The sequence below is a fragment of the Mycobacterium sp. genome, assembly GCF_019243155.1.
In the GTDB taxonomy this organism is placed as follows: domain Bacteria; phylum Actinomycetota; class Actinomycetes; order Mycobacteriales; family Mycobacteriaceae; genus Mycobacterium.
Map to the genome: position 1 here is coordinate 1 of NZ_JAFAUS010000260.1, position 13,962 is coordinate 13,962.

Consider the following 13,962-nt stretch of genomic DNA (forward strand, 5'->3'; position numbering starts at 1 on the left):
GACGCGGCTCGGCCCGAGTTGCAACTGTCGGCCGGAAAGTCCGTGCTGGGCACCGAGATTCGAATCGTCGACCCGGAAACGGGCGCCGAGATCCCCGTCGCCGAGCCAGGCGAGATCTGGGTACGGAGTAACCAGAACATGAGCGGCTACCTGAACCGACCGGAGGCGACGGCCGAGACGATCACCGCCGACGACTGGGTGCGCACCGGAGACGTCGGACGACTGGACGCCGAGGGCTACGTCTACATCGAAGACCGGCTGAAGGACATGATCATCACCGGCGGCGAGAACGTCTATGGACCCGAGGTGGAAAGCGCGCTCATCGAGCATCCCGATATCGCCGACGCCGCCGTGATCGGCGTGCCCGACGACTTCTGGGGCGAATCCGTCAAGGCGATCGTGGTGGCCACCACCGAGCTCGACCCCGCCGACGTCATCGAGTTCTGCCGGCAGCATCTGGCCGGTTACAAGTGTCCGCGGACCGTCGACTTCGTGGAATCACTGCCCCGCAATGCGAGCGGAAAGATCCTCAAAACCGAGCTGCGCGAACCCTATTGGCGAGACCGATCGCGCGGAATATGATCGCCAGCGTGAACGCACAGCGGCGCGACTGCGCGATCAGCGTGTTGGGCGGTCCGACGACGGTCGTCGACATCGCCGGCCGCAGGATCGTCATGGACCCGACCTTCGACCCGCCGGGTGCGCATTATTACCTGACCAAACTGACCGGGCCCGCGGTGAGCGCCGAGGCGCTGGGACCGGTGGACGCGGTATTGATAAGCCACGATCAGCATGCCGACAACCTGGACGACGAGGGCCGCCGGATGGCGCTGGCCTCCCCGCTTGTCCTCACCCATCCTGGTGGCGCGACTCGATTGGGACCGCCGGCGGTTGCAGTGCCGCCGTGGGAGTCGTATGACCTGCCCGGCGGGTCCGGACCCCTTGCCGCGCAAGCCGTTCCGGCGGTGCATGGCCCCGCCGACGGGCAACGCGACGACAGCGGCCACATCAACTGCGAGGTAACGGGTTTCGTGCTGTCCGGGCCCGGCGTGCCCACCGTGTATCTCAGCGGCGACAACGCCTCGATGAGCGCGGTCAAGGACATCGCCGATAGGGTCGGCCAGATCGATGTCGCGGTCCTCTTCGCGGGGGCGGCGAGCGTGCCGGCCAAGGAGGGCGGTCGACCGTTGACCCTGACCTCGGAGCGGGCCGCAGCCGCCGCGGAGATCCTCGGCGCAAACGTCGTGATACCGGCCCACGTTGCCGGCTGGGCCCATTTCAAAGAGGGCATCGACGAATTCGTCGCCGCGTTCGATCAGGCCGGCATCGGCGACCGGTTGCGCGTTGCCGCCCCGGGCGAGTGGATCGATATCGGTTGAGCTTTAGAGCCGGCCCTCCGCACGCAGCTCCGGATGAACCCAATCCGGCGAGCGCCGCTCCTTGAAGGCACGGAAGCCGTCCATGGCCTCCGCGTCGCTCAGGCTCGCGGTCATGCCGATGCGGTCATACAGACCGAGGTAGTTGTCGATGCTGGACTTGATGACGCCGCGGGCACGTGGCGCGGTCCGGCAAGCCTGCGCGAGTAGCTCTTTCGCGTCGTCGAGCAGAGTCTCGTGGGGCACCACCCGGGTCACCAGACCCCAGTCGAGGGCTTCGATAGCGGTGAGCACCCGCCCCGTGAACATCAGGTCGCGGGTGCGCACCGGGCCGATCAGCCGCACCAGCATCTGGCTGTAATAGGTGTCGGCGTAGCCGCGGAACAACTCCGGCACGCGGAAGGTCGCGCGCTCACTGACCACCGACAGATCGCTACACAGGGCGATCTGCATGCCGCCGCCCTGACACAGTCCATTGACGGCGGAGACAATGGGCTTGCCCGAGGTCCGCACCGCGTCGAACGGCGTGACGTCCATGCCCAGAGCCGAGCCGAAGGTGATCCAGTTGTCGGTCGCTCCCCCGCCGCCCATGTCGCCACCCGGGGCGAAGACGTCGCCGGTTCCGGTGATCAGCAACCCGGCGAGGTCCCGGTCCTCGTTGAGACGTCCGACCGCGCAACGGATTCCGAAGTACATCGCCGGCGTCAGGGCGTTGCGGGCTTCCGGGCGGTCGATGGTGCACACCGCGATCGGGCCCTGCCGCTCGAATCTCAGGTACGGGGTGCCTAGCCAATCGCCGTCGGGCGGGCGTGGTGTCGGGGGCGTCTGCGCCACAGGGCTCCTCTCAGGTCGGCGCCGCGCGGATGCCTCGCGCCGCAAGAACGTACTGTAGCTCTTACAGTATTCGGACGGGTCGGCTACACGTACGCCAGCGTCGTCGTGCTCACGGTCTCGGCCGCGTCGTTGATCAGTTCGGACAACTTGGTCTGCAACAACGTGGTGGCACCCGCGACCGGCTTGTCGCAGAACCGGCAGCTCGTCTTGAATTCCGGTTGGTCTTCTTCATCGGGCCAGAACCGCCGCGGCCCGACCTGGGCCCCCGGGTCGTATTGAACCGCCTGGTGTGGGGCTTCCTTGAGGATCTTGCCGACCGGATGGCTTTGCGGGCATTCGAGTTTCAGCGTGCCGATACCTTCGGAGTTGACCATCGTTCACCGTCCTAGTGCGGGGCCAGTTGCACACCGATTGTCTCTCGGGTTGAGTCTTCGCGGGCCGTTCATCGCAGGATCGCGGCGATCGTGCGCCAGCGCCGGTGCCGGTGGCGAAACATCAGCCTGACAAAGATGCGGGTCATCAGCCCACTCACGCCCTCGTCGGTCTCTATCTCGTCGGTGTAGCGGCAGCTGTGCTCGTCGATGGGTTCGAACGTCAGGCGGTGATTCCAGGTATGCACGGGCCCGCCGTGCTCGTTGGTGTAGATCTCATTCGGCTCGAGCTTTTTGATCGTGAGGTGGTGCGTCCAGGCGGGCAGCACGCCGAACCACCAGAATCGCGCCTGCCCTTGCGTCCCCACCTCGATGCGCTCCGGGACATCGAGGCGGTAAACCTTCAACACCGGACTCAGGACATACCGCATCAACTCGGGCTTGCGGGCCAACGCGGACGCAGTCGCAGCCGGGATCGGCAGCACCGTAGTTAGGGTAACCTTACTCATACGGCTATGCTGACCTAATCGGAGCGATCAGGCAACGGTTCCTGCGTCGATTGCCGGGCGCCGCCCTCCGGTATTGTGTTGTGCCGCAAGGAATTACGGTGGCGGCGCTACCGGTGCCGGGTTCGGTGGCTCAACGGGTGCGGGATTTGCGGGCGGCTGTGCCGGCGCGGTCGGGCAGTCGGGCGTGAAGATCCACACTCCTTGCCACTTGGCCGTGATTCTGCCGCACGTCGGCGGGTCCTGAGGAGCGCCGCCGCCAGCCGCGATGACGGCGGCGGCTAGTCCGGCAGCTACCGCCGAGAAAATCGGGCCGGGTCTCTGGATCAAATGTTCCCCCTGCAGATCAGGGCCTTTCGAGTGCCGCACGCCGATGTCGGACACGATGCGGATAAGGCTACGGCAGCAAACTCCACCGCGCAGCGCAAGTCGTTGGCGGCCTTGCTCGGGCGGAGTCGCAGCCATCCGGAAACTGGTGCATTTCCCCAGCTTTCGCCGATTCGTCACATATGTGCCGCTTTAGAGGCACACACTGTCGACACCTCACCACGACGAAGAATGGAGGTGTGGCGCATGCGCTCACCCCGTTGGCTGGCCCTACTCGTTGCGGCTGGCGCCCTGATCGCCGGCGCCCCGGTCGCGTCTGCCGACCCCATCAATGACGGGTACCTCGCTCAATTGCGCGCGATCGGCTTCACCTGGCCGCCAGACCATGACGCCGCCCTCATCGGGATGGGTCTCCTGATCTGCGATGACCTGGGGTGGGGCTGGACGCCGACCCAGATCGCCCAGCACGTGCACGCCAATTTGGACCCGAGAAGTGTCGGGTTCGGCGATGTCGCATCCATGGTTGACCTGGCGCGTGCGACGTACTGCCCGAACCAGAGGTGCTGGGCGCCGCACTGCTGAGGTTCTAGCTTCGATCAAACCTTTCCAGCCGAACGTGCTGAGCGCCGTGGAGCTGATGGATGCGCCAGCCGCGCGCCTTCCCGGTCGGCCCCACTTCGCCGTCCCTGAAGCCGAAGGCGCCGCGGAACAACCCAAATCCGGCGATAGCATCTCGCCCGGGAAACGATCGCAGTTGCGACTGCAGGATGTCGGTCAACGGGTCGGAGATCGGGATCGGGTCGAGGATGCCCTGGTCCATCAGCGAGTGCCGGGGAACCCCGTCGGGGTGCACGGCCACATACACGTGCACGCCCGCCCGGTCGCGGAAATACGCGACGTCAGCGGCCCCGAGCGCTGATGTGACACGACGCGTCAGGTCGTTGAGGTCCGCAACACCTCCTCCGGGCGTCGGGATGATCGACTGGATACGCCCGAGCAGGACCAGTTCTCCATTGCCCGTTAATCGTGCACGGTCGCCGGTCTTGAACCACCCCGATTCGAACGCGTCTACGGTCCTGCGCTCATCCCCGACATAACGGGTGAACATGGACGGGCTGCGCACCAGCAGTTCACCGTTGTCTGCGACTTTGACCTCCACCCACGACAGCGGACACCCGACACCGCCGCGGACGGAGCCCACGGGCCGGGTCATCGAGGTCGCACCCGATACCTCCGTCTGTCCGTAGACATTTCGCAGTGGCAGGCCCAAAGTTTCCCACCACGCATGCACATCGGCGGAAAGCGGAGCCGTTCCTGAGATCGCCACGTCGGCGCGATTCAATCCGCACTTGCGGCGTAGTCGCCAGCCGAAGAGTCGACTTTGCAGTCCTCGGTTCATCGGGCCGGTCAGAGTCTGTGTGGCGTTCCGGGCAGCGTCTGCCGCCGCCGATTTGAGCAGCCAGCGGCCCAGCCGCGATGCCGAAGCCGCGGCTGTCGCCTCGCTACGTATTGCCTCAAGAACCAAGGGAGGCACCAGAAACACACTTGGCTTGCAATGCGAAAGGTCGGCGCCGAGGGTCTCGATGCCACCTCCGAACCACGTGTGCGCGGCGAGACCAACCGAAAGGTACCCGACAAGCAGACGCTCTGAAATGTGCCCGGTAGGTAGAAACGACAGCACCGTCGGGTGCGCGTTCAAGAGTTCGTCCGGAAGGGCCTGCATTGCAGCGAGTATCGCTTTCTCCGATATCTCGATCACGTGGGCCGGACCGGTTGTTCCTGTGCTCTGTAGATAGAGAACGGCATCCGTCTCGAGGCGCTCGGGCCATCTCGACAAGTGCGCTCTGACCTGATCGGTGTCGAACGGTTCGGTATCGGCGCGGAGCAGGCCGCCCGCCCTGTCAGGCGTGCACGGCAATCGAACAAGCGCACTCAATCCAATAACCCTGACCGCTGCACGCATCATTTCGTCGGCCAACGGACACTCGAGAGCACGAGCCTCCTGGTCATCGCCGACAACGACAACGTTTGCGCCCGTAACACTCATCGCACGCATCAACTCGTCGTTGGGCGTCGAGGTGTACAAGGGCTGGAGCTTGCGACCCGTTGCGATCACAGCCTGTTCCAGGATGGGATAGCGGGCATCGTTGCCCGCCAATACCGCGACGGTACAACCGGGTTCGCAGAGTTCCTCGATCTCGTTGGCGACCTCGACGACCAACAGCCCGAATTCGTGCCAGGTAATCGTGTGCCAGTTGCCGGCCGGCCGACTCGAACCCCGGTTGACCCGATAGGTAAGTGCCGGACGTTCAGGGTGACGGCGAACCGTCTGAAGAAGGTTCTCCCGAAGGCTCGAGTTGTCTGCCACGTGTCTGGGTCGCATCTCAACCGTCCCTTCATTGCGCTGCCGCAGGCTGCAGACTTTGCGCGGCGACGCCGATTTCCCAGGATGGGGCCATCCCGCGCATCTCTCGGCGCGCCAGCAGGAGGAAAATCGCCGGAGCGAGCAGAAGGTCGCTGAGCAAGACGTACGCCATCGTGAACGCGGCCACCAGGCCCATCTCCCGCAAGGCGACCAACGAACTCAGGATCATCGTGGCGAAGCCGACGATAAGCACATACGACGAGAAGCTGGCGGGACGTCCGGTTCGCCGCAGCACGGCGATCACCGCGCTGCCTGCGTCACAACCGGCCAAAATCCGCTCGCGGATCCGCACCGACAAGTGCACCGTGTCATCGGCGGCGAGGCCGAGTGATATCGCGAGGATCATCGCCGTACCTATGCGCACGGTAATGCCAACCAGCCCCATGAAGCCCAGCGCCGCGACAACGGGCAGCGTCGTAGGCACGATCGACGCGCAGAACAGCCGTCCGTCGCGAATTGCGAACGCCATGGTCGGCAGGATGAGCAGCAGAGCCGTCACCGCTGAGAGCATCATTTCGACCGAAAGGCTGCGCATCCCCTGCTGCGCTAGCCACCACTGCCCCACCAGTTCAATCTGTGCATCGGGCATCTCCTCGCGCGCGATCGCGAGCATTTGACGCGCGAATGATATGGATTTGGCGGTGCCCATGTCTCCGGCGCGAATCAGAATCGCACCTTGAGTGCCGGTCTGGTCGATGAGCGCCGCGGCAAGTCGTTCTGGTTGCGGTCCGGCGACGCCGGACCGCGCCGCGATCATCTGCCGCACGTCGCCGCCGCGGCGGTGGCAGTACTTTCCCGGTTGACTGCCCACAGAAGCGGGCTGAGGAACGAGATCCAGTGGTGAGGCGACGAATCGGACGTCCGGCAAGTCGCAGACCCGATTGACCAAGCGGGTCAATGGCCCGTCTTGGCCGATCAGCGTGTTGGACCGCGGCCGAATCCATAAGTCTGGTCCCAAGAATCCGGTGAACTCGTGCTCGTACACCGACTGTGCGATCACCGACGGATGCACCGCGGGGAGTTCTTCATTGACCTTCTGATCCACCGATAAATTCGATATGCCAACGACTCCCACACCCGCGGTCACCGCCAAAAAGGTGACCACAACGGCCCATGGCCGACCCTGCGCGAGCCTGTTACTCCACATCAGGACGCGCATGGTCCACGAGCGCCTATCCGGAGCCTCGCCCAGATCGGCTCTTTGGTATAGCACGTGGATGAGCGCCGGCACGGTGATCCAGTTGACCAAGTAGACAACGATGACGCCAACACTCGTGCACAAGCCGAAGGACCAAATTGCCGCCATGTCGGCCGTCAGAAGCGCGGCAAAACCCGCCACGGTCGCCAGCCCAGTCATAAATGCGGGCCACGCGAGGATCGAAAACGCCTCGCGGTTCGCGGTTTCGTGGTCGCGGCCAGCCTCTCGGCGTCGTCGATATTCTTGCTGATGATGCAGCGCTTCGGCGATTCCCACGATTACCACGAGCGTCAAGACTTGACTGTTCACGATCGAAAAAGGCTGCCCGAGAAGATACATGGCACCAAGAACGATCGGAACGGCAAGTGTCACCCCGGCCAGGCAGACAACCACGTCGCGGACCCGCCGGAAATAGATGAACAGCACCACCAGCATGGCGACGACTAAAACGCCGATGCTTCGCAGCACGCTGATCAGCACCTCATGGGCGTACACCTGTTCCACGTCGGGATACCCGGTGACCATCACGGCGATCCCATGTCGCGCAGACCACGTCTGAACCACATCGTGAAAGCGCTTGTCCGCCTTATGCCATTCACGAAACTGCGAAGTCGCAATCCGGAATTGTGCGGTGACCGCCAACCGACGATTGCTGTCGCCGAACACGATGCGGCGAGCCGGTGGAGAATCTACAAGTTCCTCCACCATTGCCTGACGGTCGTGCTGAGAACGCGCGGTAGCAAGTTCGGCGCGAAGTCCCGACGGATGAGGGGCGCCGTGGCTGTCAACGTAAGGGAACGCGAGCGGATCCCGAACGTCCACCTCATCAGGCAGCCTTCCGAGCTCGTCGGCGAGTTCCGTGACGGCCATCAGCGCATCGGGGTCTTTGGCGTTTCCGACATCGACGATGGCGCTCAGTTCATTGAATCCTCCTATGCCGAAGATCGATTCGAACCTCCGAGTGTTTTGCAGCTCTAGTTGGTTTCCGGTGAAGACCGGACGAAACGACATGTCGATGCGCAGGTTGAACATGCCTATCAGCCCAGCAAGGACGCCGGCGGCTAAGAAGCCGAGGAGCCATAGCCTTCTCTCCGTCATGAACCCGAAGATGCGAGCCGCGCTTCGCGCGCCGAGTACTGCTGAAGTCTCCATCAGCTGGCCGATTCCATGACGCGCTGCCCGTCCGAGAAGTTGCCGCAATGCCATCGCACTGCCGCTGCCGCATCCTGTCCAGTGAATCCGGCATCCCGAAGGCGCGCTAGTCCAACCTCGGCGCAGCTCTCATACTCGCCCACCAGGACGCAGTGTGTATGTGACCGCCCCGCAACTTCGATGCTCATGCCGGTATCACGCGAACCGATGAGCCCGTACAGCGGAAGCAGTTTGGGATGGCAATACGCGACATAGCGGCGATGCGGCGTGTGCGTTAAAACCCACATCGAACCCAACACAAGCAACAACAACGAATACGCTGCGCAGTCCGTCGACCTGGTTGCGGCGATCCGGCCCACCTCCGAATCTGCTCCAAAACCGGGCAACTTGGGAGCGATCTCGGCGAGCGTGCCCGTAGTCGGATAGGGCTGAACACGGGCGGTTGCACAAGGCTTTCCGTGCTGCGTCAACAACAGCACATGGCTTACTACATCCCGTCGCCGCTCCTGCACCGAATCAAACTCAATGCCGCGTTTGGCGATAAAGACATCGTTGCGAAACTGCCGGGCCAAGCTGAGTTCGGCTCTGGTATTGCAGCGAATCAGTTCGAGGTCGCAAGCGGAAAGGAAGGGTTCGGTCATGATATGTTGCCTCAGTTGATGTTTCGGCTAGCAGTCCAGGGCCCATTCGTCGAAAGCCTGCTCTATCAGCATCACCGTCAACCAAAGTGACGTTGTCGCAACACGAAAGACCGCGTCCGCGTCGGCCTGAGTTCGCACCGATCCCCGGATCGCGCGCTCGACTTCTACCGCGTGCTTGGAATCGATCTCCGCATGGGCGACGAAGAAAGCCATTTCGCGGTCGGTCAGATTCAGCGATCCACGTGCGCGCGCCAAGAGTGGTGCGATATGGACATAGACGGATTCGGCCCAATACGAATAACCCAACCGCGCAACGAGGCCCTCTCGAAGCGAGACCCCGTAGAGGTAGTTGATCAGCGCATCCGTCGCCGGCAGAGGCGGATCGACAATCGTCTCGTCCGATCCGAGCAGACCAATTGCGCGCAGGTCATGCAACACCAATTTCTCGTGACCCAACTCTTCGCGCGCGTGCGTGTAGGCGAATCGGAGCAGGCCGATTTGTTCCGGCGCCGCCCCGAACGTGGCCACCGCCTGGTTGATCGAATTGTGGCGGGTGTAGTGAAAGATCTGAACCATCACCGAGCGGTAGAGCGATCGGTCGAACCCGTGCTGGAGCACATGTGTCCAAAATCGGCCATCACGCGCCACACTCCAGAGGCCGTCGATCACTGTGCCGAGGCGCACGAACAACTCGTCAACGAGGGGCGATACCGCGTCGGCGGATTCCAGGCCGCCCTCGAAATCATGATTCGCATCCGGCTTCATCGTCATCGACTGGGGAGCGATCATCGTCGTTTCTCCATTTCTGTCATGGCGGACAGATGGCCACGGTCTCGGATCTGGTTCCGCGATCGAATAGTCACTCGCGCTGAGGTATGCCGAGCCCAGTAACCCACTACTGCAATTCCGCCCGGTCCCGAAGCGGTCTTACTTAGCCTTATTTCGTGGCCCTCGGCGGGGCAGCAGCGCAGCGAGTTCGTCGCGTGTGGTGGTGCCGGTCTTCGACATCGCCCGATAGACGTGGCTTTCGACAGTGCGGACGGACAACGTCAGTCGATCGGCAATTTCACGACTGGACAATCCCTCACCGAGCAGCATCGCGATTTCGCGTTCCCGATCGGTGAGCGGCAAGGGCTCGCCGGCTTGACGAAGCGCCGGAGTGCTGGCGCCACATAGTTCGGCCAGAGCGGCGGCACGTGTCGAGCAACCCAGCGCCGATCCCCGAAGGCCTTGCCCGCGATAGACCATCGCGGCGTGGGCGGCCGCATCAACTGCGGCAACAAGATCGCCCAGTCGCTCGAATTCTTCTGACGTCGAGGCTAATTGGAGGGCATCGCCGTCGTGCAGAGCCTCGGCGAACCGTACGGCCACGCCGACGCGGGGCCCCTCAACGATTTCCGCCAGCTCACGCAACCGAAGGGCGCCCGAACGGTCCCCGAACTGGGTGGCGGTCTGCCGACACATCACTTCCGCTGCGAATTGCCCTTTGTCAGCTGCCCTTTGCGCAGCTGACAACAAGACCGCGACCGCCTCACTGACCGCGCCCTCACCCGCGGCCACCCACGCCTGGGCCAGGCCGATCTCATAGTCCAGCGACCGGAAAGGACGTCGCAGCTTGTCAAGCGCGGCAAGCACAGCAGCCGCCTCTACCGTCGAACCACGCATGGCCAGCACGGTCGCCCGCGGCAAGTGATAGCGGTACCCCCAACCCGAAGAATGGGTGGCAGACAGTCCCAATATCGCCTGTCCGAGCAACGCATCCGCAGAACGAAGGTGTCCGGCACCAAGGGCGGACTGACCCGCTACGGCAGCACCGAGTGCTTGAGCCGCCCCTGGAAGATTCAACGCCTGCAGGCGCACCCGCTCGGCCACATCAAGCGCGTCCGAAATTCGGCCGGCCAGCAGCAGCGCGCTGACATGTGCGTCGGCGATGTTGAACCTCATGTGCGGGGCGTCGAATGAGCGCGTCGCGACGGTGTAGCCCGCCTCTGCCGCGGCGACGGCGTCGGTCGTGCAACCCGCGTCCGCGGCTACGACAGTTAGCGCCCAAGCTATCTCGGCACCAACGACGGGCGGCAGATCGTCCAACACGAGCTTTTCGGACGCCCGGAGCGCCGCAGCCGGTTGGTCCGTCGCAAACCAGTACACCGTGAGGAAGGCATCGGTATAGCTGCGGGCCTGTAGTGATGTGTTGCGCGAGGCTTCGTCGATGATTTCTTTCGCGCGCGTGGGCTCGCCTAGTGCCCAGAGCATGTTGCTGGCCCGCAGGAAAGCGAATTTAGCGTGGTCGGCGTCGGTCAGCTCACTGCTGTGGATTTCAGTGAGCACTGCGTCGGCCTCCTCGCCGCGACCGAGCCATGAAAGTGCGTGTGCGCGAACCAACTTCGATTCCGGTCCGGCCCCGGCATGGATAGCCGCTTGCGCCAGTCGATCGGCCAGCGCCAGATCCGCAAGCCACACGGCGCCGTGGGCTGCTCTTACGAGGAGGTCGGCATCGGGTATGAGATCGGAGTCAAGACTCAACGCGGCGCGACGCACGACGACTTGTATGTCGTCGCGGTCATCAGCCGCGGCGAGTTCGGCGGCGACCAGTCCGCGCAGTCGCCGCATCCGGGTGGGTGCCGCGCGCCTGCGGCGCACCTCAGCATAGAGGGGGTGCGCCACCCGCACTTCTACACCGCGGGAAGTGGGTTCGAGCGTGATGATGCCACGGGTGTCGGCCTCCTCGACCGCCGCGGGATCAGCGATGCGCTGCAGGGCGGCGAGTTCGATGGGCTCGCCCACAGCGAGTGCATCGATCACATCGCTAACCTGCGCAGGCAACTCTCCGATGCGAGATTCAATCAGCTCAACGAGGCCGGGCGGCATGACGGGATCACCGAGCCACCGCCAGCATCCGTGCCGTTGCAAGATTCGGCCGTCGGCCAGCTCCTGTTCCACGATGTTGCGCAGATACAAAAGGTTGCCGCGCGTCAGCTTCCACAGGCGCTGAGCGGCATCTGGATCCACCACTCCATCCAAAGTTGCCGACAGCAGCGCGGTGGTTCCATCGAGCGACAGCGGTTGCAGATCGAGCCGGTCGAGTCGGCCGGCCTGCCATATCTCTTGCAGGGCAACGGCAATCGGTTCGCCGTCGCGAAGGGTGAGAATCACTTTTGCCGCGCCACGCTGAACGATCTGGTGCACAACGAATATCGACAGATCGTCGAGCAGATGAACGTCATCGACGCAGACCACCACCGCGGCACCCGAAGAAGCGGCCGTAAGCGACTCGATCACTCCCCGAATCAACTGAACGGTGTCGGTGATACCCGACGGCGCCCACGCGGTGAAAGCACCCAGCGGAATCGCTCGCGCCGAAGACGTGCCGGTCGCCCATCGGCACTGGAACCCCCGCGACTCAGCTGCAGACAAGGCCTCACGGGCGATCCGGCTCTTACCCACACCCGCCGACCCGTAGACAACGACGCCGGAAACATCCGAGGCCGTGATGGCGGCCTCGATAGCTCCCGTCTCGTCCGAGCGGCCGATCAACGGCCACGGCAAGCGCACCTGAAAAGCCTACGGCGATCGCCGCAGACGTTGGCGTTTATCGCACCCCTCAACGTGCCCGCTGTTCGACGTAGATCGCGATTGCGATATCGCACACGCGGGCTGGTTAGCGGTGACACGATAGACACGTGCAACGGCGGCGGGCAGGCCGTGTGACGTGACGACAGCAGCGTTGGGTTGCGGGTCGTGCGGTGCCGAACTGCCGCCGAACTCGAAGTTCTGTAGTGAATGCGGTGCGGCAGTCACGCCGCGCGACACCCATGCCGAGTACAAGCAAGTGACAGTTCTGTTCGCCGACGTGGTGCATTCGATGGACATCGCCGCGGCGGTGGGTGCGGAACGTCTACGCGAGATCATGGCCGACCTCGCCGACCGCTGCGCGGCCGTGGTGCGGCGATACGGCAGCACGGTCGCCCAGTGGACCGGCGACGGGATCATGGCAGTGTTCGGCGCCCCGGTGGCGTTGGAGGATCACGCCGTTCGGGGTTGTCTTGCGGCCTTGAACCTTCAGGAGGAGGCCAGGCGGCTTGCCGTCGATGTGCTCGAGCACGACGGTATCGACCTGCAGTTGCGGGTCGGGCTCAACTCCGGCGAGGTGATCGCCGGCGGGTTTGCTTCGGGTCAATTCGGCTACGGCACAGTGGGCGAACAGGTCGGGATGGCTCAGCGGATGGAGTCGGTGGCCCCGGCGGGCGAAGTCATGCTCAGCGCGTCGACGGCACGACTGGTCGAGGGCACGGCGAATCTGGGTGATTTGGAGTTGGTCCGGATCAAGGGTGCCGAAACACCGGTGCTCGCCCGCCGGCTGCTGGGCTTGAGCGACGGGCATCGCGCCGCCCGGCGTGCAGAGTCGAGTTTCGTCGGCCGGCGCTGGGAGATGGCGGCGGTCGGGGGCTTGTTGGACCGCGCCACCGACGGACACGGTGCGGTGGTCGCCGTGGTGGGACCTGCGGGAATTGGCAAGAGTCGTCTGGTGCGTGAGGTTGCCGCGACGGCGGCCGCCCGGCGTGTGGAGGTGTTTACCGCCTTCTGCGAATCACACGCCAGCGACGTTCCCTTCCGCGTCGTGGCGGCCTTACTACGTGCCGTCACCGGCGTTCGAGGCCTCGACAATTCGGCCGCCCGCACGGCGGTACGGGCTCAATTCCGAGATGCCGACCCGGAGGACGTGCTGCTGTTGGAGGACTTGCTGGGCATCGCCGACCCTGAGGTGGCGCTGGCCAAGCTAGATCCGGATGCTCGGCGGCGGCGGTTGACCGCGCTGGTGAACGCTGCCTCGTTGGCCCGCGAAGTCCCGGCGGTCTACGTAGTTGAGGACGTCCATTGGATCGACGAGGCCAGCGAATCTCTGGTTGCCGAGTTTGTCGCGGTGATCCCGCAGACGCACTCGCTGGTGCTGATCAGCTACCGCCCCGACTATCGGGGCGCGTTGAGCCGACTGCCCGGTGCGCAGAGCATCGCCTTGGCGCCGCTAAGCGATTCCGAGACCGCGGCAATGGTCAGCGAGCTGCTGGGGCCAGACCCTTCGGTCGGCGCGGTGGGTACCAGGATCGCCGAGAGGGCCGCCGGAAACCCGTATT

Annotated in this window: 12 protein-coding genes; 4 read left to right on the forward strand and 8 right to left on the reverse strand. The window is 64.1% G+C overall.

Annotated features, from left to right (window positions below; all coding sequences use genetic code 11):
* Both JOZ00_RS12775 and JOZ00_RS12780 read left to right on the forward strand, forming a co-directional pair.
* Positions 1-582: AMP-binding protein (locus JOZ00_RS12775; RefSeq protein WP_293344320.1), on the forward strand; the 582-nt coding region annotated here is incomplete at its 5' end.
* An 8-nt stretch (positions 583-590) separates the two neighbouring features.
* Complete coding sequence (locus JOZ00_RS12780) at positions 591-1,379, forward strand: MBL fold metallo-hydrolase (RefSeq protein ID WP_293344321.1); 789 nt, start codon at positions 591-593, stop codon at positions 1,377-1,379.
* Between the two features lie 3 nt (positions 1,380-1,382).
* Here the strand turns inward: JOZ00_RS12780 and JOZ00_RS12785 are convergent, their stop codons facing one another.
* The 3 genes from JOZ00_RS12785 to JOZ00_RS12795 form a co-directional block, all read right to left on the reverse strand.
* Positions 1,383-2,210, reverse strand: a complete 828-nt coding sequence (locus JOZ00_RS12785) for an enoyl-CoA hydratase/isomerase family protein (protein WP_293344322.1) — start codon at positions 2,208-2,210, stop codon at positions 1,383-1,385.
* An 83-nt stretch (positions 2,211-2,293) separates the two neighbouring features.
* On the reverse strand, positions 2,294-2,584 hold the full coding sequence (locus JOZ00_RS12790) for a hypothetical protein (RefSeq protein ID WP_293344323.1): 291 nt from the start codon (positions 2,582-2,584) through the stop codon (positions 2,294-2,296).
* Positions 2,585-2,652: 68 nt separating this feature from the next.
* Positions 2,653-3,090 (reverse strand): hypothetical protein, encoded by a 438-nt coding sequence (locus JOZ00_RS12795; protein ID WP_293344324.1) that lies wholly within the window; start codon positions 3,088-3,090, stop codon positions 2,653-2,655.
* A 570-nt stretch (positions 3,091-3,660) separates the two neighbouring features.
* On the opposite strand from JOZ00_RS12795, the gene JOZ00_RS12800 reads away from it, so the two are divergent.
* Entirely contained in the window at positions 3,661-3,996 is a 336-nt protein-coding gene (locus JOZ00_RS12800) for a DUF732 domain-containing protein (RefSeq protein WP_293344325.1), read from the forward strand.
* Positions 3,997-4,000: 4 nt separating this feature from the next.
* Here JOZ00_RS12800 and JOZ00_RS12805 read toward each other — a convergent pair whose 3' ends face one another.
* From JOZ00_RS12805 to JOZ00_RS12825, 5 genes are all read right to left on the reverse strand, one after another.
* On the reverse strand, positions 4,001-5,782 hold the full coding sequence (locus tag JOZ00_RS12805; RefSeq protein WP_293344326.1) for an AMP-binding protein: 1,782 nt from the start codon (positions 5,780-5,782) through the stop codon (positions 4,001-4,003).
* A gap of 28 nt (positions 5,783-5,810) precedes the next feature.
* Positions 5,811-8,069, reverse strand: a complete 2,259-nt coding sequence (locus JOZ00_RS12810; protein WP_293344327.1) for an MMPL family transporter — start codon at positions 8,067-8,069, stop codon at positions 5,811-5,813.
* A 119-nt stretch (positions 8,070-8,188) separates the two neighbouring features.
* The gene (locus tag JOZ00_RS12815; protein WP_293344328.1) at positions 8,189-8,830 is read right to left on the reverse strand and encodes a hypothetical protein; all 642 of its coding nucleotides are present in this window, start codon (positions 8,828-8,830) and stop codon (positions 8,189-8,191) included.
* A 27-nt stretch (positions 8,831-8,857) separates the two neighbouring features.
* Positions 8,858-9,619 (reverse strand): iron-containing redox enzyme family protein, encoded by a 762-nt coding sequence (locus tag JOZ00_RS12820; RefSeq protein ID WP_293344329.1) that lies wholly within the window; start codon positions 9,617-9,619, stop codon positions 8,858-8,860.
* A 138-nt stretch (positions 9,620-9,757) separates the two neighbouring features.
* Positions 9,758-12,382 carry a LuxR family transcriptional regulator gene (locus JOZ00_RS12825; RefSeq protein WP_293344330.1) on the reverse strand — a complete coding sequence of 875 codons (2,625 nt, stop codon included), beginning with the start codon at positions 12,380-12,382 and terminating at the stop codon, positions 9,758-9,760.
* 157 nt (positions 12,383-12,539) lie between these two features.
* Here JOZ00_RS12825 and JOZ00_RS12830 point away from each other — a divergent pair.
* Positions 12,540-13,962: adenylate/guanylate cyclase domain-containing protein (locus JOZ00_RS12830; RefSeq protein WP_293344331.1), on the forward strand; the 1,423-nt coding region annotated here is incomplete at its 3' end.